The organism is Terriglobia bacterium (assembly GCA_035712365.1).
In the GTDB taxonomy this organism is placed as follows: Bacteria; Acidobacteriota; Terriglobia; order UBA7540; family UBA7540; genus SCRD01.
Genome location: DASTAW010000009.1, coordinates 24,000 through 45,762, shown reverse-complemented (window position 1 = coordinate 45,762; position 21,763 = coordinate 24,000). Strand labels below are relative to the sequence as shown.

Here is a 21,763-nt window from a genome sequence, read left to right as displayed (position 1 = left end):
CAACAGCACGTGCTCCCGCGTCTGCGGCATCGGCCCGTCGGTCGCCGCCACCACCAGGATCGCTCCGTCCATCTGCGCCGCCCCGGTGATCATGTTCTTGATGTAGTCGGCGTGCCCCGGGCAGTCCACGTGCGCGTAGTGCCGGTTCGCCGTCTCATACTCCACGTGCGCGATCGCAATCGTGATCCCTCGCGCCTTCTCCTCCGGCGCGTTGTCAATCGTGTCAAACGCCCGAAACTGGATCTTCGGATTGTGCTTCGACAGCACCTTCGTGATCGCCGCCGTCAATGTCGTCTTCCCGTGGTCAATGTGCCCGATCGTCCCAATGTTCATGTGCGGCTTCGATCGGTCAAATTTTTCCTTCGCCATACCTATCGCCTCATCATTGAATTCGAAAAGTTCTCAGCTTCAACCTTGATCCTGATTTATCGTCTATTTCCCAACCACCCGTCCCTGGACGCGAGCAACAACTTCTTCCGAAATCGACGCCGGCGCGGGCTCGTAGCGGGCAAAGTGCATGGAGTACGACGCGCGCCCCTGGGTCCGGGAACGAAGGTCCGTGGCATACCCAAACATTTCCGCGAGCGGCACGGTAGACCGGATAATCTGCGTTGAACCTCGCCTCTCCATTCCCTCAACATGCCCGCGACGGGAACTCAGGTCGCCCAGCACATCACCCATATACTCCTCAGGCACCACGACCTCGACCTTCATCACCGGCTCCAGCAGGATCGGCCGGGCACGCCGGGCGGCCTCCTTAAACCCCATGGAACCCGCAATCTTGAAAGCGATTTCCGACGAGTCCACTTCGTGATAGGAGCCGTCGGTAAGCTTGGCCAGGATTCCCGTCATCTCGTATCCGGCGAGAACGCCACCTTCCATCGCTTCGCGTACGCCGCTGTACACCGCCGGGATATATTCCTTGGGCACCACACCGCTCACAATTTCATCAAGAAACAGGAGCTGAAGATCGGGGTCAAAGCGGCTGGTGGATTTCTTCTTCGTCAACTCGGCGATTGCCGCCGGATCAGGATGCAAGAGAGGTTCGATCTGGAGGACCACATGGCCATACTGGCCTCGGCCGCCCGTCTGGCGAACGTACTTCCCTTCCGCCTCGCTTGCCTTGCCGATCGTTTCCCGATAGGCCACCTGGGGCCGCCCAACGTTCGCGCTGACCTTGAATTCACGCATCAGCCGGTCTACCAGGATTTCAAGGTGCAGTTCGCCCATGCCGGAAATCAAAGTCTCGCCGGTATCCGGATCGGTATGCACGTGGAAGGTGGGGTCTTCCTGCATCAGCTTTGCGAGGGAGCCGGAAAGCTTTTCCTGGTCGGCTTTCGTTTTGGGTTCGATGGCAACCGAGATTACGGGCGCCGGAAACTCCATCGCTTCAAAAACCACCGGAGCCGATTCGTCGCACACGGTGTCGCCCGTCGAAACGCTCTTCAGCCCCACTGCGGCTGCGATGTCGCCAGCATAGACCTCGTTGATTTCCTCGCGTTTATTGGCGTGCATCTTAAGCAGCCGCCCAATGCGCTCGCGGCGGTCGCGCCGCGGGTTGTAAACGCTGTCACCGCTCTTGAGCGATCCGGAATAGACCCGCATAAAGGCAAGCTGGCCAACAAACGGATCAGTCATGATCTTGAAGACCAGCGCGGAAAATGGTTCATTGTCTGCCGCGTTCCGGACGATCTTTTCTTCTTCATTGGTGGGATTAACGCCTTCGATGGGCGGGATATCGAGCGGAGAAGGTAGATAAGTGACGACTGCATCCAGCAGGGTCTGGACGCCCTTGTTCTTGAATGCCGAACCGCACAGGACGGGAACAACCTTCAAGCTGATGGTGGCTCGTCGAATCGCGGCTTGCATCTCCTCGACCGAAATATCCTCGCCATGCACGTATTTTTCGAGAATGTGATCGTCGGCCTCGCCGAGGGACTCAATCATCTCTTCCCGGCGCTGCCGCGCAAGTTCCACAAGGCCGGCCGGAATATCTTCGATGTCAAACTTGGCTCCCAGAGTCTCTTCTTTCCAGATGAACGCCTTCTGCTGGACAAGATCAACCACACCCTGGAAGTTGTCTTCTGACCCGATCGGCCACTGGACCGGTATCGGATTGGCATGAACTTTCGAGCGCAGTTGACTGATGCAGGCTTCATAGTCGGCGCCAGTGCGGTCCATTTTGTTGACAAAAACCATGCGGGGGACGCGATATTTGTCCGCCTGCCGCCAGACCGCCTCTGTCTGCGGTTCAACACCTTCCACAGCGCCTAAAATAGCAATCGCTCCGTCAAGGACCCGGAGCGATCTCTCAACCTCCACCGTAAAATCTACGTGTCCCGGCGTGTCGATAATATTGATCCGGTAGTTATTCCAGAAACAGGTGGTGGCGGCCGAGGTAATCGTGATCCCGCGCTCCTGCTCCTGCTCCATCCAATCCATGACGGCGGTGCCTTCGTGCACCTCGCCCATCTTGTGCGTGATCCCTGTATAGAAGAGGACCCGCTCCGTGGTAGTGGTCTTACCGGCATCAATGTGAGCCATGATGCCGATGTTCCGAGTTTTGTTTAACGGCACTTGCCTTGGCATACTCTTATCGCACGACAGAGAATCCCGCGCTTCTCCTCCTTTCGGAAGGAGAAGGTCGCGCCCGCGTAAATCCAGTTGGCGTTGAGGGTCGCTGGATACGACCCACAAAGCGGATCGCGGTTCGAGGCCGAACCACATCCCGCCCTGTCCATGTTGACCCCGATGATCAGGGATTACCAGCGGTAATGAGCAAAGGCCTTGTTGGCCTCCGCCATGCGGTGCGTGTCATCCCGCTTCTTGACAGCGCCCCCGCGGTTATTCGATGCGTCCAGAAGTTCACCGGTAAGCTTTTCCACCATCGACTTCTCTCCGCGCGATCTCGCATAACCAATAATCCAGCGGATGCTCAGTGAAGTCTGCCGGTTTCGGTTCACCTCGACCGGCACCTGATAATTCGCGCCACCCACGCGGCGGCTCTTGACTTCCAGCGCCGGCTTCACATTCTCCAGCGCCTTTTTAAAAACCTTCAGCGGGTCGTCATTCGTCTTATCTTTGATCAAGCCCAGGGCCTCGTAGACAATCTGCTGCGCCGTCGACCGCTTGCCGTCGTACATGATGCAGTTCACAAACTTCTGCACCAGCGGATTCACATACAGCGGATCCGGCTTCACCTCCCGTCGTTCGACGTACCCTTTACGCGGCATATCGGTTTTTCATTCTCCTTTGCATTCCCCAGCGAGCTTTCCAATCCAACAGGGAAACGCTCAGGAAGCCTTTGGGCGCTTCGCGCCGTATTTTGATCGTCCCTGGCGCCGGTCTGTGACTCCCGCTGAATCCAGCGTTCCGCGAATCACATGATAGCGAACGCCAGGCAGGTCCTTAACGCGCCCGCCTCGGATGAGGACAATCGAGTGTTCCTGGAGGTTGTGACCCACTCCAGGAATATAGGTCGTCACCTCAAACCCGTTGGTCAGGCGCACTCGCGCAACCTTTCGCAGGGCCGAGTTCGGCTTCTTCGGGGTCTGGGTGTAAACACGGATGCACACTCCTCGTTTCTGGGGCGAACCCTGCAACGCGGGGCTCGACGTTTTGTACCGCTCCACCTTGCGTCCGCGGCGAACCAACTGGTTGAATGTGGGCATCCTTAACTCCGCATGGCACTGCCGCAATCGACTTTTGCGACCCTCCACGCCTTAAGAAAAATCAAAATGTACTCAAACCTTCTAAATCTACCACGAAACAGGTCTCGGGTGTCAAGGTTTCAACGGGTTTAAGTTCTCAATGCCCGCCCAGAATTTCGGTTTCCTTGGTCTTTCCCTGGTCATCGAGCTTCTTCACAAAATCGTCGGTAAGCTTCTGGATCGCCTCCAAGGCGCGTCGCTCATCGTCTTCCGAGATTTTCTTATCCTTCAATAGATGCTTCAGTTCTTCATTCGCATCCCGGCGAATGTTCCGCACGGCCGCCCTGTGGTTCTCAAGCACCTTGTGGACATGCTTCACAAGCTCCTTGCGCCTCTCCTCCGTAAGCGGCGGAATCGGCACCCGAAGGACCTTGCCATCATTCACCGGATTTAGCCCCAGATCAGAGGTTCGGATCGCCTTTTCCAGCACTGCCAGCACGGTTGGGTCCCACGGCTGCAGGGTCACCAGGCTGGGCTCCGGTGTTGCAAGGGTAGCCACCTGATTCAGGGGAGTCGGCACACCGTAGTATTCGACGCGGAGGTGGTCGAAAATCCCCACGCTCGCCCGGCCGGTGCGAAGCGTGGACAGTTCCTGTCTCAGGTCCTCCAGCGCCTTGGTCATCCTCGCTTTCGTGTTAGCCGTCGTCTCATTGATCATGATAACGCCTGCCTGACCAGGCTACGCCGCCACGAGTGAACCAATCTTTTCGCCCATCACCACTCGCTTCAGGTTGCCTGGCACCGTGAGATTGAAAACAATGATCGGCAGATGATTGTCCATACAAAGCGAAATCGCTGTGGTGTCCATCACCGCGAGGCCGCGCGACAGGACTTCCAGGTAGTTGATCCTGGTGATCATTTTGGCATCAGCCACCTTCGCGGGATCTGCGTCGTAGACGCCATTCACTTTGGTGGCCTTGAGAATGACGTCCGCCCTGATCTCCATGGCCCGCAACGCCGCGGCGGTATCGGTGGAAAAATAAGGATTCCCCGTCCCTCCAGCCAGAACGACCACGCGACCTTTTTCAAGGTGGCGAATGGCGCGACGCCGGATAAACGGTTCCGCAATTTCACGGACCTCGATCGCCGTAACAACCCTCGTCGGGGACCCCGCTCTCTCCAGCGCGTCCTGGAGCGCCAGCGCGTTGATAATGGTCGCCAGCATGCCCATATTATCAGCGACCACCCGATCGATTCCGTTCTGTGAAGCCACAACTCCGCGGATGAAGTTCCCGCCACCTGCCACAATGGCGACTTGAACGCCCATCTGCTGAATTTCGTTCACTTCGGAAGCAATCCGGGACGCCACGGCAGGGTCGATTCCAAAGCCGCGCTCACCCATGAGCGCTTCCCCGCTCAGCTTCAGCAGGATTCGGTGAAAGGCAGGTTCGCTCATATGCCAATGACGTCCTTCCGTGCGGCTTCAGGCACGGGCCTCAAATCGCGGACCCTTCCACATCGGCCTCGCCAACGGATTCGCCCACTTTGAAGCGGGCGAAGCGGCGGACCAGGATGTTTTCGCCAAATTTGGCGATCCGGGAATTAATCAATTCCTCGATCGTGACGTTTCCGGTGCCGTCTTTAATAAAATGCTGCTCATAAAGGCAGTTCTCTTCAAAAAACTTTCGCAGCCTGCCTTCGACAATTCGGTTTACCACCTCTTCGGGCTTTCCGCTCTCCGCCGTCTGTGCCCGCAGGACTTCACGTTCACGCTCGAGCACGTCCGGTCCCACATCTTCCCGGCGGATGAATCGGGGGTCCGTGGCGCAAACCTGCATGGCCAGGTCGTGAACCAGTTGCTGAAACTCTGAATTTCTGGCGACAAAATCGGATTCACAATTCACTTCGATAATCACGCCGATCTTTCCGCCGGCGTGGATATAGGAACCCACCAAACCTTCAGTAGCAGCCCGGCTGGCTTTCTTGGCCGCCGCAGCCTGGCCCCGCTTGCGCAGGACCGTGAACGCCTGCTCCAAGTCGCCACCGGCTTCGTCCAGGGCCTTCTTGCACTCCATCATGGGAGCGCCGCTCATCTCTCGCAATTTCTTGACTGTATCCAGTGAAACCGCCATCCTGTCCCCTCACCCTCCAGACGCGAAAAAGGTAGGCAGTGCGACTCAGCCTGCCTACCTTATCGGAGCGTCATCTTCTAAATACCTATTCGCTTTCAAGGCTACGCGCGTCGGAGTCGCCTTCGTCCCCATGCCGGGTTCGAGCTTTGCTCGCAAATTTCTGACGCTTCTTGGGCCGCGCGCGCCCTTGGGAATCCTCCTCATCTCCTCCCACGGCGGGGCGTGAAGTTTCCTGCTCCGCCTCTTTTTCCTCGAGTTTAAGATACTTGTCGTAGTCCTCCTCGGCGATATCGAAGGACACGTCCGCCTCGCCCACAATTAGTTCACTCGCCTCAATCGCTTCCGCCTGTCGGCGGGCCTCCAGCTCCTCGGCAGCCTTTTCTGCGGCGATCTTTTCTTCTTCCATCTGCTTTTCAAGCGCCAGTTGCCTACCTTCCAGGATGGAATCGGCAACCCGCGAGGTGAACAGCCGGATGGCCCGAAGCGCATCGTCATTACCCGGGATGACGTAATCCACAACCTCCGGATTGCAGTTTGTATCAACAATCGCCACAACCGGGATGCCCAGTTTGCGGGCTTCAAGGACAGCGATCTCCTCCTTGTTGGAGTCGATCACGAACAGAGCGTCGGGCAGTCCGGGCATATCCTTGATGCCGGCCAGGTTTTGGTCCAGATGCTTGCGTTCACGCTCCAGCCGCTGAACCTCCTTCTTGGTCAGAAGGTCATACCTTCCGTCCCTGCTCATCTCCTCCAGCTCGCGCAGACGCTGGATCGACTTCTGGATGGTCGTATGGTTCGTCAGCAGCCCGCCAAGCCAGCGGTGGTTGATATAGAACATCTGGCATCGCTGCGCTTCTTCCGCCACCGCCTCCTGCGCCTGCCGCTTTGTTCCCACAAACAGAATCACCCTGCCGTTGTGGGCGAGGTCGGCAAGAAACTTGGTCGCCTCCTTGAAAAGCTTGAGGGTCTTCTGGAGATCGATAATGTAAATGCCGTTCCTCTCCCCATAGATATACTCCTTCATCTTGGGGTTCCAGCGGCGGGTCTGGTGGCCAAAGTGGACTCCGGCCTCCAGAAACTCCTTCATCGTGATCGTCGACAAATCTCCTCCAACGCCATAAAAATCAGGGGCGTTCACCGGCCCGCAGTCGAAGGCAGGCGCCTGGGCCCCTCAATCTCTGTGTTACCGCTTCGAGAACTGGAACCTCTTGCGCGCACCCTTCTGGCCGTATTTCTTTCGTTCTTTGGCGCGCGGGTCGCGGGTAAGGAAGTCGCTCTGTCGCAAGCGGGGACGCAACTCGGGGTCAAACAGGATCAGTGCGCGGGAGATACCCAGCCGGACAGCTCCCGCCTGGCTGTGAATCCCTCCACCCCGGGCATTTACCATAATATCAAATTTGCCGTCGTTCTCCGTAAAAACCAGCGGCTGGCGAACCTCGGCACGCAACGCTTCGGAGGGGAAATACTGCTCAAAGGAACGGCGATTTACCTGAATTTTTCCCGTGCCGGGGGAAAGCCTTACCCGCGCAACCGAAGTCTTTCTTCGTCCGGTACCCCAAAATTGACTCAATTCAGCCACACCTTCTCCTCATGTATTGCTATTGATGTCTTGATCGTTACTAAACCGCCAGGCGGGCCGGCACAGGATTCTGTGCCTGATGCGGATGCCTTGGACCAGCATAGACCTTGAGTCGTGTCGCCAACCGGCTTCCCAGACGAGACTTGGGAAGCATTCCCAGGACGGCTTCGCGTACAAGTTCTTCCGGCTTGGTCTCCAGCATCCGTTGAGCGGAAATTTCCTTCAGCCCACCCGGATATCCCGTGTAGTGCCGGTAAACCTTCTGCTCAAGCTTTCTCCCGGTCAAACGTACCTTTTCGGCGTTAACAACAATAATACCTTCGCGGTGGTCCGAAAACGGGGTCCAGTCCGGCGATTCTTTCCCGATCAGAATCCGCGCGGTGCGCGCAGCAAGCCTCCCCAGGACGACCCCCTCAGCATCAACCAAGTGCCAGCGGATTCTTCCTCGTTCCTTTTTCTGAAAGTGCGTATTCAATTCTCTTATTTCCCTAATTTCAAATGGGTGAACCTTTCTATCTTCACCTAGTTTCGCTCTACTTGTCAACCTAGCTCTTCAGTAAAAACCCGCTCCTGCGGGGCTGCCATCCGGTTCGCCTAATATATCACGATGTGATATACTTGCGCTATGAAGCGATCGGGCTCCCCGGCGGACCATCTTCAGGCGACCACCGGACTTCGAGGCCTTCGCCGTCTGGCGGACTTTCGGTATCAGCTCCGAAAATTCCTCCGCTTCAGTGAAAGGGCCGCCCGCTCAACCGGTCTAACGCCGCAGCAGCACCAGCTCCTGCTTGGCATAGCAGGTTTTACAGGCAGGGGGTGGGCTACCATCGGAGAGCTTGCTGAATTTCTGCAGGAGCGCCACAACGCTGTTGTCGGACTGGTCCAGCGAGCCGAACGCCACGGACTCGTCCGAAAGAGCCGGTCCGAAAGCGACCACCGCATCGTGCAGGTTTTCATTCTGCCTGAAGGTGAAAGATTGCTGAACACGCTGACCGAGCTTCACCAGAAGGAGATCCGGAAGCTTCGGATTGGAAGCCCGAATCTCAGGGATTTGCTTGCCGGCCATGACTAAGAAAGTGAAAAGTCTCGTGAACCATTCCCGACTGCGAAAGTATACAGGAGTGTTGCGTCAGGACCTGGCCGCTACGTATTCCCGTGACCTCCACAAATGGCTGTTCGTGGCGCCTGTCATCGGCCTGCTCACGGGGCTTATCATCACAGGAATATCGATCGTTATTCTGCACCTGATGTGGCCGCCGATTCTTGCCTACCTCCTTCACCATCACTGGGCCATCATTCCAGTCCTGCTTTTTGGTTTCGTGGTGACCGGGCTGATCATGCAGGGCTTTGTTGCAAATCCCAACGAGCACTCAACCGAGGAAATCATCCGTTCCTATCACGAGCATCAGGGCGATATCAACATGCGGAATTTCCTGCCGAAGATAGCCGCCGCTATCACCACGGTTGGGCTGGGAGGGAGCGCGGCGCTCGAAGGCCCCAGCATTTACGGCGGTGGCGCCATCGGCTCGTGGCTGTGGGGGAAGCTTCGCAGATTCAGGCTTGAACCGCGCGATCAGCGCATCATGCTGATCAGTGGAGCTGCGGCCGGCATGGCCGCGGTCTTCCGCGCTCCGCTCACCGGCCTGGTGTTTGCACTCGAGATGCCATACAAGGACGACCTGGCCCATGAGGCGCTTGTGCCATCGCTCATTGCCTCGGTTGTTGCCTACGGAACTCTGGCTTCATTTCTCGGGTCGCGCCCTCTGTTCGACTTTGCCGGGACCTCATCATTTTCGCGGAAAGACCTGTTCTGGTCCGCCGTGCTTGGGGCCTTATGCGGGCTCATCGCTATGGCCTTCGATATCACTTACCGGCGGTTTCGGAACTTTGTCGTCAACTTTTCTGCCGCCCACTGGATCAAGCTGGCGATGGGAGGCCTGCTGACCGGCGTGTGCGGCCTGACGTTTGTTTTGATTTTCAAGGGCTCGCTGATTCCCATCGGGCCCAATTATGAAGCGGTGGGCAAGATTCTCCTGGGCCGCCACACCACCATCGAGCTGGCCCTGTTTGGAGTATTCAAGCTTGGCGCAACACTCTTTTCGCTGGGAAGTGGCGGCGTCAGCGCCATGTTTGTGCCGCTTTTCCTTACAGGGGCCTCTTTTGGGACTGCGTTCAACCAGGCCCTTGTTCACAGCCCCTCGCCAGACCTCTACGCGGCGGTCGGCATGGCAGCATTCATTGCAGGTGGCTACAAGACTCCCCTTGCAGCAGTCGTCTTCGTGGCGGAAGCCACGGGTGGACACGCATTCCTCATACCCGCGCTGGTGGGGGCGGCCGTTGCATACGCGGTGTCAGGAGAAGCGTCCGTCTCAGCTGACCAGCGCCTCCATGAAGGCGTCCGAATGCAGGAACTCGGTCACGTTCCGGTTCGCCGTGTGATGCAGGAAAACGTGGTGTCCCTCCAGGCGTCATCCAACCTGCAGGCGCTGGCGAATGCGGCCCAAAACCACGCGCACCACACCGTATTTCCCGTTTATGAAGGAAAACGCTTGCTGGGCACGGCGGCCCTGTGGTCGCTTTGGAAAGTAGACCCGCGGCTCTGGGCGCAGACTCCAGTTGCCGCTATTACGGAGAAAGATGCCTCCAGGGTTTCCGCCGATTGTGACGTCATGGAAGCCCTGCGGCTGCTGAGAAAGCAGTCCGGACAGCATATCCTTCTGGTCACTTCAGAGGACGGTCAATTGGCGGGCGTGGTTACCAGGACCGATATTCTGGGCGCCCTGGAGCGCCATCTCTTCCACAGCGGATCGTCAGGATACACGAAGAGCAGTCTGGAGCTCTCAAAAACCTGACACCGCCCACCACCTGAAGGCATCGAACCGATGTTCTGATAGCTCCAAAGAGTCTATCAACGGTTTCCCCTCCGCAGCAGATGCGCCGCAGCCTTTCTTCGCAGCGCCAAACCGCGGCATTCCTGTTACAATCAACGTCGCAGAAGGCAGACCTCATGGCTGGAACAGGCTGGAAAGTGGAAACGCTGTTGCCGGGCAGTTGGCACAGCGCCGCATCGGTGCTGCTGTCGAATGGGGGGCGCCATTTCGTGGTCGACACCGGCATGCCGCATGAAGAACACTTGCTTGTGAACGCCCTCCGGCAACACGGCCTTAATATTACAGATATCGACAGCATTATTAACACTCACTTCCACATCGATCACGTTCTTAACAATTCTCTGTTTGCCGGCAGCTCCATTTACGCTACCCAGGAATCTCACGACTGGTGCTGTTCTCTCTACTCCGACCTCCTGGACAGCCAGCGATGGGAAAAGCTGATTCTGAAATATTATCCGCAAACTCTTGAATACGATCATGCGGTGGAACGCCTGCACCAGATGCGCAAGTTCACGTTGCGGTGGTGGGACCGGAAGCGCCTTGGGCGCGCCTCTCAGCGCTGCTGGCTCGAATCTCATTCATTGCCGGAAGGGCTGAAAATATCCTTAACGTCGGGCCACGTTCCCGGGCATGTGTCGGTAATCATCCCGGAGAAGGAGCAGATGACCGTCGTAGCCGGCGACGCTTGCCTCAGCCGCTCAGAAGACGTCCGCGTGCTGACGATGATTCCGCGCGATCGCGAACAGGCCCGCCTGGATCGCCAGCAGGTGCTGGATCTCGGCGCCAGAATCTTCCCGGGCCACGATGTCGAATTCATGAAAAACGGGAATTAGGCCAAAGGACTTGGGCTAAGGCCGTCAAAAAGGCTGCAATCTCCCCAGATATTCATCGAGAGCGGCCTGCCAGGGCCTGAGCAGCGAAAAACCCGCTTCCTGCAAAGCCCGCATCTCCAATACAGCGTATTTCAAACGCTTGGCTGGACGGCCCATCTGGTCGGCTGGAACACCGGCAAGCCTGCTGATGTCAAGTCCCGCCTTCTCCGCCGCATACCTGGCCAGCTCGTAGCGGCTGCAGGTCCCCTGGTTGGTGAGATGGTAAAGTCCTGAGGGTCCCCTCTCAACCACTTCGAGAATCTTCTCAGCTCCGTCCAGTGTGTACAGCGCGCTCGCCGTCTGGTCCTCAGCCACTACGTACGATTGGCCCGATTTCATGGCCCTCAGGCCCTTGTCAATAAAGTTCTCCTTTCCAGGGCCGAAAAGGACAGAGACACGGAATATCCAATATCGTGGCAGCGCCGCCACCAGTCGCTCGCCGAGCAGCTTGGTTCGGCCGTAGACCGTTGGAGGCACGGCACGGTCAGTCTCCACATAAGGAGTCAGACTCTCGCCGTCGAACACAGCGTCGGTCGAGATATAGGCCACGCCGGCGCCGACCTCTCGCGCTGCCTCCGCGACATGGCGCGTGCCATGGACGTTGACCAGAAAGGCCTGCGCCGGATCCGTTTCGCAAGCGTCAGGACTGGGATTGGCTGCGGCGTGGACCACGACGTCAGGGCGTAATTTCTGGAACAGCGCCTGCACCTCTTCGAACCTTGTGATATCCGCTTCGGCCCTTCCCACCGAAAACACCGTATGGCGTTTGCTGATGACCTCGACGAGCCCGTGGCCGAACAATCCTGTCGCGCCGGTAACAGCAAAGTTCATCGCTTCAGCCCTTCTATTGAACTTCAACTCATCAATCGATCAATCAGAATCACGGATGGTTTATCCGGGAGAAGCAAAACCTATTGAGGTCCCTTTTGTGAACTCAGATGGTCCACGTATCTGCGCAGTTCTCGCGTAATGGCCTGCGCAACCTGCTGGCTTGAAAGCCCGCCGGCGCCAATCTCGACCTCCGTGCCGGGAGGACTGCTGACCTCACGTTTCGGCTTCTGCTGCATGATGTCCGCCTTCCACACCTGGTGTCCGGTGACCCAGTCATCCACAATAATTGAAAACATCACGTGCTTTTGGCGGCGGTCCTTTGGCACTTCCTTTGGCTGGGGGATGCCTCGCCGCAACTTGTACTGGACTTCCGTCTCCGGTTCGTAAGCCTTCATCACAAGGTCCACACCTTCAATCTGGCGGGTAGGCTTGTATTTGCCCCATGCGCTGAGATCATTCACAATCCAGCCATCGAGATTCTCTGGCATTTTGCCGACGTACATCAGCTTTCCGTCCACCAACGGGTTCTGAGTTCTCTGGTTGGTCTGTTGTCCCGACAGCGGGGCCGAAAGCAAGCAGAGGGAAAGTAGACAATATCGGGCAAGTTTCATCTCAGTTCCTTCCGGCTTTTTGTTGATGCATCTGGACGCGCCCTCTAATATCATACAGCACGTGTCCGAATTCGCTGTTCGCCCGTTCTTCCTGCCGGGGGTTCCTATGCTATGGAAGCCTATTGCGATGGGCAAGCGAACAAATATGCATTACGAGTAGTTAAGGGCGACTGCGATGCGTGTTTACCAGCCGGAAGCGGGGCCCTGCCCAATGTCAAGGAGGAGTTGATGAAACCAAGCTTCAGGTGGATTATGTGCATGGTTCTGGCCGGATTGTTCATGGTGCCTGCGGCAGTCATTGCCCCGTGCCAGGACGGGAATCCAGCAGCGGCTTCGAGCAAGGCTGTAAAAGAACAGCACCGCAGGGAATTGCGGGATCAGCGCCACCGAATTAAGCAGCGCCGGCAGGACATGCGGGCGGAAGTTCGCCGGTCGGATCCTCACGCCAAGCCGCCCAAAGCCGAACGTCATCAAACGAGGAAAGTCCAGAATCAATCAAAAAGCCAAAACCCTAATCTGCGCCGTGCCCAAAAGGATAACCGCAGTCGCCGACCAGCCCGTCCGCAAGTTCGCACAAACTGACCACCGGCATTAAGTCTGCCCTCCGAAACTTTTTCCGCAGCCGCGGGTTTCATCAACAGTAGCAGGAACTACCGGATGCGACGGAGGACAACGATGATGCGAAACGAACTCAAGTGGTTGTTGACTGTAGTTCTGGCTGGGACGTTCGCGGCTGCACCGGCAAGCTTTGCCCGCGGACAATCTGGACCCGAAGCCGTGAACAATCGCGTGGACAGGCGGCAGGATCGCCGGGCGCTGCGGCATGACGAGCGCAAGATCGATCGACGGCAGGTAAAACTTCATTCGGACGTCAGGCAATTTGGACCCCAAAGCCCGCAGGCGCGCGCAGACCGGCGCCAGTTGCGCCACGTTAGGCATCAATTCAGGCGTCAGGCCCGTGACCTGCGCCAGGACCGCAGGGAAGCCCGGAGCCGCTGAGGAGCCCGCGACGCCTCTGAACGAGGACACGACGGCAGCGGGGCGCATCCCACTTCCCCGCTGCGCCGCGTGTCGTTCACACCTGTCCCGCCATGCGATGACTTCGTCCCGTGCCCACGCAATTGGCTTCAGGTAATTTCTGCCAACGCCTTCAAAACTTCTTCGAGGTCCGGCAATTCCCGCAAGGCATAAACCTTTGACCACGCAATCCTGCCATTCTTATCTACAATAAAAATCGCACGGTCATTCACAAAGGGGATTTCGTGCCGGGTCGGCGGAAACACTCCGTAAGCCTGCGCCGTGGCAGCATAAGGCCATCGGTCCGCAGCCAGGGGGAATTTCAATCCTCCCAGGGATTCTTGAAAGGCAATGTGGGAGAAAACTGTGTCGGTGCAGACGCCCACGACCTGGGCGTTCAACTCGGCAAACCTCGAGAGATTCTGCTGGATTGCCGAGAGTTCATTCTGTCAAACGGGCGTGAAGTCCAAGGCATAAAACGCCACCACGACCCTCTCGCCTCGGTGATTGGAAAGCTTGAACTCCTCCTGCTCATCGCCGATCGCCGCCTTAAGATTGAAATCCGGCGCCGTATCTCCAACGTTCAGTGGCATCTATATCTCCTCTCAGGAATCTGGTGGCGTACGAGGCGGCCTGCACTCGGCGGTCGAATAGGCCCGGCTCCACGCGCCTTCCTTCAGCTTTGAAGCTCCAGGCTATTTTACGGGATGAGGAACTTCGAGGTACAGGGAGAATTTCTGGCGAAGCCCGCGCTTCAACTGCCGGTCTTAAGTGTACGCGGCCGTGAAGGTTCAGGCACGGATTTGCGCCGGAGCATCGCAATCTCTTGCCCGGTCAGCGCGCGCCATTTGCCCACTTCGAGTCCCTCCAGCGTAAGGGGGCCGATGCGGGTCCGGACAAGTTTGAGCACTTTGAAGCCCACCGCTTCGATCATGCGCCTGACTTCGCGGTTCTTGCCTTCTGTCAGCACGATTTCGAGCCGGGTGTATTTCCCGCGATCTTCCAGGCGCCTGACGCGCAGCGGCCGCGCCCAATCGCCGCGCTTCATTTCCACGCCACGGGACAGTTGAGCAATCGCTTCATCACTCACCAGCGCGTTGATTTTCACCAGGTAAGTTTTTGGAACCTCGGATTCCGGGCTCATCACGCCGTGTCCGAATTCCGTGTCGTTGGTCAGCAGCAGCAGGCCGGAGGTGTCTTTGTCCAGGCGTCCGACGGGCGCCACCCAGCGGCCGCTTGTTCCCAGCAGATCGTAGATGGTCTTGCGGCCGTTCGGATCGCCGTGGCTGGTGATCACACCTTTGGGCTTGTAAAGCAGAAGATACGTGTGGGGCGCCGGCCGCAGACGCTTGCCGTCCAGATGGACCACATCGCTCTCGGGCCAGATCCATCGCTCCGGGTCGCGCTCGACTTTGCCGTTCACCTTCAAACGGCCGGCCCGGATGATCTCGAGCGAGGCGGTGCGCGATGCAATCCCGAAACGGGAAAGCACGCGGTCAAGCGTCATGGCGCTCTTCGTGGCCATCCCTCATCCTGAAGCCTTCCGCGCTGCCCTGTCTGGCCAGGAGATTCCGAGACTATCTTGAGGCCGGCGCCTGCTGGACGGCCGATCGCGGACTCTCGGCGGCCAGTGATGGAGTTATGGACGAAACTGCGCTTTCCGCCCGCCAACCGAGAGACTCCGCCGAGAGCAGCACGAGGACAATCCAGACGAGGTCCGCTACTAGGAGGTGGGCAATCTGCATTGTCACAGGAGTGAGCAGCACGATGTTCACGGCGCCAAAGCAGAATTGCAGCAGCACCAGCCCCGCCAGTCGCCGGGCCATGCGTTTGGCGGCCGCCGGGCCGGGCGAACTCAATACCACAACAGCCAATACCAGCAGGTAACCTCCCACCAGCACGGCAACCAGGGGATGAATAATGCGGAGGTGAAGAATAGGAGCCGCCGTGCCGGAGAAATCCCATCGGAAAGCTTCTGCCAGCGATTTGGCGGGATAGAGCGTGTCGGCGAGCGCGGCAATGGTGCCCGTTACGGCGATCACGATAGCGCCGAGCAGGCCTGCGCCGTATGCGACATAAAGCCCCTTGGCCGGAGCTGGCCGCGGCCGAGATGCCCGCGAATCGCCCGAAACTCCGCTGCCCGCCGCCCAGGCCGTGAGAGCCAGCGACGCCAGCAGCAGAAAAGTGTTGACCAGGTGCACGGAAAGGACCACTACCCGGCCCATGGAGACGACGTTGCCAACCTCGCCGAACAGCACCAGCGCGGCTCCCACCAGGCCTTCCGTCAGCGTGAAAAAACCTGCAGCCACAGCACAGCGCCGGACAGGATGGCCGCGGCCAAACCGCCGGAAAGCCATCCAAACGAGCCCGATGACCAGCAGAACGTCGATGCCACTCGTTGCGCGGTGGGAAAATTCAATCAGCGTGGCAATCTGGTCGGCGTGCGGAATCACCACTCCCTGGCAGAGTGGCCAATGGTCGCCGCAGCCCGCGCCGGAACCGGTGGCGCGTACCACCGCCCCCCACAGAATCACCAGGATGTTGTAGCCCAGCACCATCCAGGCATAGGTGGCAAACCTGCCCGGCGCAAGCTCTTTTTTGGCGTGGGTCATAACTAAAAATGGTAACACAATGGAGGGCAGGCCCGGCATTCCCTAAACCATGCGGGGAAATACAGAAGTGCCGAACTGAAGATCGACCCCACGAATGTCTTAGGCGCTGCGGAAATCGATTCGAACTGCGGAGATGGGCGTGCCGATCACCTCAATGCGCTTCAGGTCGCGTGTTCCGATGCCGAGGTCTTCAGCGAGCTTCAGCGTACTGTCGCATCCTTCAAAGGGCGCGGTCCCGCGCACAGCCATCGGGTTGAAACCCATGAGGGCCGTCGCTACTGCGTCGGTGGTTACAGGATTTGTGCCCGCCACCAGCACTCCCGCGTGTACCGGGCGGCAATGGTCGATCCAGGGCCCTTCCCCGCCCGCTACCGTATGGATGCCGTCAATGATGGCCAGATGGATTGGGCGCGCATGCACAAGGTCGGCGGTGATACGTGGGACGCGATAGCCAGGCTGACGCGGCGAACTCGGATCGTTTTCCGAAAGCGCCGTCTTGGAGGGCTGACGGTCGCCGTCGTGCAACATGCCGCGCGAACCTTTCACCACGTCCGACGGCTTGTCGATACCTGCGCCATGCCCGTAAATGGTGCAGGGCGTAATGCCAAATGAATTCTTCATGGAAAGCGTTACGCCAGCCGTCGCATGTTCCTTCAGCTTGGCGAGAGACACATAAACATCCACATCGCTATAGACAGGATTTAAATCATAGGCGCGGAACATCAGACCGCCACCGGGAACCCAGAGCCGTTTGTACGTTCCGCCCGGTCCGGCGTAATTGCTGTCCACAAAATCCACTCGGGACGCCGCGCTGGCAAAATCGTGCGGATTCCAGCCGGCGTCGGACATGAATTGCTGCAGAGAGCGCGACGGGCTCAGCGAGCTTTCCACCAGAATAATTCTACGCGCGCCGGCCTGTCCCAGCAGGTGGACGGTGTTGCCGATCACCTCCGGATGCACCCAATGGGTCATGCCGATCGGCATACCCTGCACCCTGTCCGTCGTGTGGCCCGTCATGTTGATCTTCACAGCCACCGTCTTGCCGCGCACGATGCGCGACAGGCCCCCAATCTGGTCAAACATCCTGGCCAGCGTGGGACGGACCTCGGGTCCGTATTCCATGCACTTTGCCACGGCAACCGGAGGCGCCGGCGGAGTGGCGGCTCCAAAAGTGTGGCGCGGAGCCAGAGCGAGCCCGGCAAGCGCTGCCCCGAAACCCTGGATGAATTCCCGGCGATTGGCGTGGACGGTCATCGTGCACCCCCATTTGTGGAACTGGCTACATGAACCGATGATATTCCAGGACTGGATCTAGTGCAATGGGATGAGGTCAATGGCCCCAGCTGCTATGTTGATACCCGTGCAATGGGTCATTTAAACGCCGCGAAAACACTGGCGGAACTCCCAGTATCGGGGCTCGGCGTCATGGAGGTTGTCGTATTTGTCTGGGTCGTCGAAACGATTTTGTATTGAATGGCCACGCGCGGGTTTGCGGCATTCGCGGGAAACAAGTAGCCAGGGCCAGCCGCCCAGCTCGTCTGATTCGCACCCTTGCCTTCCATGTAGATCAAGATGTCATTGGCATTCGACGTCGTCAGTGGACGCGAGACAAGTCCTCCACCCGAAGACGTGGAATTGATGCTCGCATCCTGGGCCGAAACAGTGACGATGCCGCTCACTTCGTAGCAGACCATGGTCGCCGGATTGGAGACGGGCGAGGAGAAGTTGGCACGCACCCAGGTGAGAGCGACAGAGTTCGTGATGTAACGCATATCGGCGCGGTTTGTTGTATTGGGAGAAACATACCCGCTCGCGACCTGACTCCAGCCGGTCTGCCCCGCGCTGTCCGTCATGGTCCAGGTATCCGTGCTATTGTCGCCCTCGCGCACGCCGCAGATGATTGCACTGCCTGCTTGAGTCGCGATGTTCACGGTGATGGACGAAACGCCGGTCAGGTTGGCGTTCTGCGCCTGCAACACGCTGATCCCACCGCCAGCAGAGTTAATCGTGATACTGAGCGCCTGCGTAGCGGTCTGGGAGTTGACGTCCGTCACCTTCACCGTGAAGTTGCTGACGCCGCTGCCCGTCGGCGTCCCCGTGATGGCTCCTGTCGAGGAGTTCAAGGTCAGCCCTGCCGGCAGGCTGCCTGCGCTGATCGACCAGGTGTAGGGCGTCGTCCCGCCACTGGCCGCCAGCGTGGCGCTGTAAGCTGTGTTCTGCGTGCCGTTGGGCAGTGATGTGGTGCTGATGGCGAGCGCCGGAGGATTCACCGTGATGCTCAGCGCCTTTGTGGCCGTCTGAGAATTGGCATCGCTTACCTGTACGGTAAAGTTGCTGGTTCCCGTCCCCGTCGGCGTCCCGCTGATCGCCCCCGTCGAAGAGTTCAAGGTCAGCCCCGCCGGCAGGCTTCCGGCAGTGATCGACCAGGTATAGGGCGTCGTCCCGCCACTGGCCGCAAGCGTGGCGCTGTAAGCCGTGTTCTGCGTCCCATTGGTCAGAGAGGCGGTGGTGATCGTGGGCGAGGGAGGAGAACCGGAACTCTTGAACGCCGCAAAAATGCCAATGGAAGAACTTCCCGAGTCCGGATTCGGCGTCATCGATGTCATCGTGTTCGTCTGGCTCGCTGATACGATCTTGTATTGAATCGCCATCCGGGCATTGAAAGCGTTGGCCGCAAACACATAGCCCGAACCCGCCGTCCAACTGGTCTGGTTCGCACCCTTGCGTTCCATGTAAATCAGAATGTCATTGGCGTTCGACGTGGTCAGTGGGCCGGAGACCAGCCCTCCGCCCCGCGATGTGGTATTGACGCTCGAATCCTCCGCTGAAACACTCACGATGCCGCTCACTTCGTAACAGACCATGGTTGCCGGGGCGTTGATCCGCGTCGAGAAGTTGGCGCGCACAAAGCTCAGTGCGGCCGAGTTCGTGATGTATCGCATGTCCGCGCGCTGCGTCGTGTCCGCCGTCAGATAGCCGCTCGCATCCTGCGTCCAGCCCAACTGCCCCGCGCTGTCCGTCATGGTCCAGGTATCGGTAGCATTGTCCCCTTCGCTCACCCCGCAGATGATCGTGCTCCCTGCCGTCGTCGCCATGTTTACGGTGAGCGACGTTACGCCGCTCTGGTTGGCGTTCCGCGCCTGCAATACGCTGATCACACCACCCCCGCCGCCACCGGAGCTGATGGTAATGCTCAGCGCCTTTGTCGCTGTCTGGGAATTGGCATCGCTTACCTGTACGGTAAAGTTGCTGGTCCCGGTCCCCGTCGGCGTCCCCGTGATCGCTCCCGTCGAGGAGTTCAAGGTCAGCCCTGCCGGCAGGCTCCCGGAGCTGATTGACCATGTATAGGGCGTGGTCCCGCCGCTCGCCGCGAGCGTCGCGCTGTAGGCCGTGTTCTGCGTGCCATTCGGCAGAGACGCGGTGGTGATTGCAAATGAGTTTGAAACCACAACCGTGGCGCCATAGAAACCATAGGTGATGTTGTCTGTCGAGAGCGCCCTGATCCCAAGCACGTGCGTCCCGTTCGAGAGCGTGGTAGTGTCCAGCGCATTAGTCGTCCCCCGATTGTAGGTGTAGGGCGAAGAAGAGTACGTCTGGCTCAACACTCCATCGATGAAGAACTGAACAAAATTGACTGACGGAGTGGGACTGGCCTGCCACGGCAAACTGCCGCCAATTGCGCCGCCGTCCAGGATCGACGAATTAATACCAAAAGGCGATGAGGCTTGCGTGACCACTGCACTCGCGGCGGACTGGGCCGAAGAAGAGCCCGAACCGTTGGATGCGGTTACTGTGACGCGAAGCGTTGCCCCCACGTCGGCATCAGCGAGCAACGCGTAAGTCTGCGAGTTAGCTCCCACGATGGACACGCAGTTTGAACCGTTGCCGTCACAACGGAACCACTGATATGTGTAGTTCGTTGGTACACCCGACCACATGCCCGTTGACGCGCCCAACAGCGAACCAAACTGAGCAATGGCGGTGACCACCGGCAGACTCGAGTTTGTGGGGGATCCCGTAACGGCTGAGCTGCAACCCGGCACGGCCTTGCAAACATCGAGGCGCCCGCTGGTACTCACGAAGCCGTTCAAAGCCGGCAGAGTATCCACGTTGTTCAAGATGTCCGACTTCAGATTGCTGGTCGTTTGGTTCCCGCGCGACAGGACCAAAGCGGCCGTACCTGAAACTTCTCCGGCCGACATCGACGTCCCACTGATATAGCCGTAGTTGCTCAGCCGCAGGGTCGAGTAAATATTTACTCCGGGCGCAGCCAGATCGACCGTGGTCGGTCCGAAGTTGGAGGAGCTCCAGAGGTGGTCATTCTGGTCGGTGGCCGCGACGCAGATCATGTTAGGCCGATGGTACGAGCACGGATACCGAGCAACGGTGTCATTGTTTTGTGCCGTATTGCCCGCGGCGGTGACAAACAGGATGTCGTTGGTTCCGAACAGGTCGATCTCATCCGAGAGCGCCTGCGAAAAGGCCGTACCCACAAAGGTCACCGAGTCGTTCGCCACTCTCACATTCACGCCAGCCTGTTTGGCCTGTACAACCCAGTCCATCGCGGTGATAAGATCGCTGGTGTTGCCGCTGCTGTTACTGGTCAGCCACTTCAAGGCCATGATGCTGGCGGTCCAGTTCACTCCCGCAACCCCCGCGGCGTTATTGGTGACCGCGCCGATTATGCCAGCTATATGCGAGCCATGCCCGCCGTATGCCGTGTCGAGGTCCATGGGATCGCAATTGCTGCTTACGACGTTGTAGCCATGGGTGCCAGCTGGGCAACCGCCAATCCCTCCGGGGTTGTTCCACATATTGACTTGCAGGTCGGGATGGGAATACTGCACTCCGGTATCGAGAATGACCACCACCACTGAGTTCGTTCCGGTGGTGACGCCCCATGCCGCCATCGCCCGCTCATCAGCTCCGGAAGTCCCGGTAACGCCGTTGACGTTCTGCCCCGTATTCTGAAGGGCCCACTGAAGTCCGAAACTGGTATCATTGGGAGCGGAACTGGCAGCCAATGTCTGCAAGTAATCAGGTTCTGCGTAGCGGACCCCAGGGTGCGCCTTGAGCGCCTGGATCGTCTTGAGGACGCTTCCTCGTCCCACCTCCAGGACATGGACGCCCACCCCAATTTGCTTAATTTCTCTTGCACCAACACTGGAGATGATGAGGCTCTGTTGCGTTTTGGGGACATCGCGGTGGAACGCCATCAAGACGACGCCGTCACGATACTCTGGCTTGACGTTAGTAGTGCTGACTCGGACCCGTAAGTTGCCTGCGGCCATGACGCACAACAGGGTTGCAACGGCCGCGGCAACGCAGATCAGTGAGCGTATGTCGATAAGCTTCCGAGCGTTATTCGTGAATCGTCCTGAAGTGGATTCGCCATGGCGGGTTTGATGAACGGATCCAGTATTGCGGAAATTGGTCAATGGAAATTTCCCCCAGCTCGGGTTTAAGGTGGCAGGCCCCGCACTGATTTGCAGCTCAGCGCTTTGCGGGTTCGGAACTCGCTGCGTCACCACCTTATTGCACATCCAGTGGGAAAAACAGCGCACCGAC

Annotated in this window: 21 protein-coding genes; 4 read left to right on the top strand and 17 right to left on the bottom strand. The window is 58.5% G+C overall.

Features of this window, described 5'->3' with window-relative positions; genetic code table 11:
- The 10 genes from VFQ24_03390 to rplM all read right to left on the bottom strand — a co-directional run.
- The coding region (locus tag VFQ24_03390; protein HET9177379.1) for a GTP-binding protein at positions 1-369 on the bottom strand (369 nt) is incomplete at its 3' end.
- A 63-nt stretch (positions 370-432) separates the two neighbouring features.
- Complete coding sequence (fusA, locus tag VFQ24_03385; protein ID HET9177378.1) at positions 433-2,589, bottom strand: elongation factor G; 2,157 nt, start codon at positions 2,587-2,589, stop codon at positions 433-435.
- Positions 2,590-2,762: 173 nt separating this feature from the next.
- A complete protein-coding gene (rpsG, locus tag VFQ24_03380; GenBank protein ID HET9177377.1) occupies positions 2,763-3,233 on the bottom strand; it encodes a 30S ribosomal protein S7 in 471 nt (156 codons plus the stop codon).
- Positions 3,234-3,293: 60 nt separating this feature from the next.
- Complete coding sequence (gene rpsL / locus VFQ24_03375) at positions 3,294-3,671, bottom strand: 30S ribosomal protein S12 (protein HET9177376.1); 378 nt, start codon at positions 3,669-3,671, stop codon at positions 3,294-3,296.
- Positions 3,672-3,807: 136 nt separating this feature from the next.
- Positions 3,808-4,368 (bottom strand): ribosome recycling factor, encoded by a 561-nt coding sequence (frr, locus tag VFQ24_03370; GenBank protein ID HET9177375.1) that lies wholly within the window; start codon positions 4,366-4,368, stop codon positions 3,808-3,810.
- Positions 4,369-4,389: 21 nt separating this feature from the next.
- Positions 4,390-5,106, bottom strand: coding sequence for a UMP kinase (pyrH, locus tag VFQ24_03365; GenBank protein HET9177374.1), 717 nt, complete (start codon positions 5,104-5,106; stop codon positions 4,390-4,392).
- Between the two features lie 40 nt (positions 5,107-5,146).
- On the bottom strand, positions 5,147-5,782 hold the full coding sequence (gene tsf / locus VFQ24_03360) for a translation elongation factor Ts (GenBank protein ID HET9177373.1): 636 nt from the start codon (positions 5,780-5,782) through the stop codon (positions 5,147-5,149).
- Between the two features lie 85 nt (positions 5,783-5,867).
- Positions 5,868-6,884 (bottom strand): 30S ribosomal protein S2, encoded by a 1,017-nt coding sequence (rpsB, locus tag VFQ24_03355; GenBank protein ID HET9177372.1) that lies wholly within the window; start codon positions 6,882-6,884, stop codon positions 5,868-5,870.
- An 81-nt stretch (positions 6,885-6,965) separates the two neighbouring features.
- Complete coding sequence (gene rpsI / locus VFQ24_03350; GenBank protein ID HET9177371.1) at positions 6,966-7,361, bottom strand: 30S ribosomal protein S9; 396 nt, start codon at positions 7,359-7,361, stop codon at positions 6,966-6,968.
- A gap of 40 nt (positions 7,362-7,401) precedes the next feature.
- Positions 7,402-7,836 carry a 50S ribosomal protein L13 gene (gene rplM, locus VFQ24_03345; GenBank protein ID HET9177370.1) on the bottom strand — a complete coding sequence of 145 codons (435 nt, stop codon included), beginning with the start codon at positions 7,834-7,836 and terminating at the stop codon, positions 7,402-7,404.
- Positions 7,837-7,986: 150 nt separating this feature from the next.
- On the opposite strand from rplM, the gene VFQ24_03340 reads away from it, so the two are divergent.
- The 3 genes from VFQ24_03340 to VFQ24_03330 all read left to right on the top strand — a co-directional run bounded on the left by VFQ24_03340 (position 7,987) and on the right by VFQ24_03330 (position 11,085).
- Positions 7,987-8,433: a MarR family transcriptional regulator gene (locus tag VFQ24_03340; GenBank protein HET9177369.1), complete on the top strand. Its 447-nt coding sequence runs from the start codon at positions 7,987-7,989 to the stop codon at positions 8,431-8,433.
- 16 nt (positions 8,434-8,449) lie between these two features.
- A complete protein-coding gene (locus VFQ24_03335) occupies positions 8,450-10,213 on the top strand; it encodes a chloride channel protein (GenBank protein ID HET9177368.1) in 1,764 nt (587 codons plus the stop codon).
- A gap of 155 nt (positions 10,214-10,368) precedes the next feature.
- Entirely contained in the window at positions 10,369-11,085 is a 717-nt protein-coding gene (locus tag VFQ24_03330; GenBank protein HET9177367.1) for an MBL fold metallo-hydrolase, read from the top strand.
- 24 nt (positions 11,086-11,109) lie between these two features.
- Here VFQ24_03330 and rfbD read toward each other — a convergent pair whose 3' ends face one another.
- On the bottom strand, positions 11,110-11,955 hold the full coding sequence (rfbD, locus tag VFQ24_03325) for a dTDP-4-dehydrorhamnose reductase (GenBank protein HET9177366.1): 846 nt from the start codon (positions 11,953-11,955) through the stop codon (positions 11,110-11,112).
- 80 nt (positions 11,956-12,035) lie between these two features.
- On the bottom strand, positions 12,036-12,566 hold the full coding sequence (locus VFQ24_03320; GenBank protein ID HET9177365.1) for a hypothetical protein: 531 nt from the start codon (positions 12,564-12,566) through the stop codon (positions 12,036-12,038).
- A gap of 675 nt (positions 12,567-13,241) precedes the next feature.
- On the opposite strand from VFQ24_03320, the gene VFQ24_03315 reads away from it, so the two are divergent.
- Positions 13,242-13,565, top strand: coding sequence for a hypothetical protein (locus VFQ24_03315; protein HET9177364.1), 324 nt, complete (start codon positions 13,242-13,244; stop codon positions 13,563-13,565).
- Positions 13,566-13,693: 128 nt separating this feature from the next.
- Here the strand turns inward: VFQ24_03315 and VFQ24_03310 are convergent, their stop codons facing one another.
- From VFQ24_03310 to VFQ24_03290, 5 genes are all read right to left on the bottom strand, one after another.
- Complete coding sequence (locus tag VFQ24_03310) at positions 13,694-14,176, bottom strand: redoxin domain-containing protein (protein HET9177363.1); 483 nt, start codon at positions 14,174-14,176, stop codon at positions 13,694-13,696.
- Positions 14,177-14,337: 161 nt separating this feature from the next.
- A complete protein-coding gene (locus VFQ24_03305; protein ID HET9177362.1) occupies positions 14,338-15,108 on the bottom strand; it encodes a pseudouridine synthase in 771 nt (256 codons plus the stop codon).
- Between the two features lie 52 nt (positions 15,109-15,160).
- On the bottom strand, positions 15,161-16,195 hold the full coding sequence (locus VFQ24_03300; protein ID HET9177361.1) for a COX15/CtaA family protein: 1,035 nt from the start codon (positions 16,193-16,195) through the stop codon (positions 15,161-15,163).
- A 99-nt stretch (positions 16,196-16,294) separates the two neighbouring features.
- Positions 16,295-17,449, bottom strand: a complete 1,155-nt coding sequence (locus tag VFQ24_03295; GenBank protein HET9177360.1) for a DUF362 domain-containing protein — start codon at positions 17,447-17,449, stop codon at positions 16,295-16,297.
- 116 nt (positions 17,450-17,565) lie between these two features.
- The gene (locus tag VFQ24_03290; GenBank protein ID HET9177359.1) at positions 17,566-21,486 is read right to left on the bottom strand and encodes a putative Ig domain-containing protein; all 3,921 of its coding nucleotides are present in this window, start codon (positions 21,484-21,486) and stop codon (positions 17,566-17,568) included.
- Positions 21,487-21,763 lie beyond the last annotated feature (277 nt).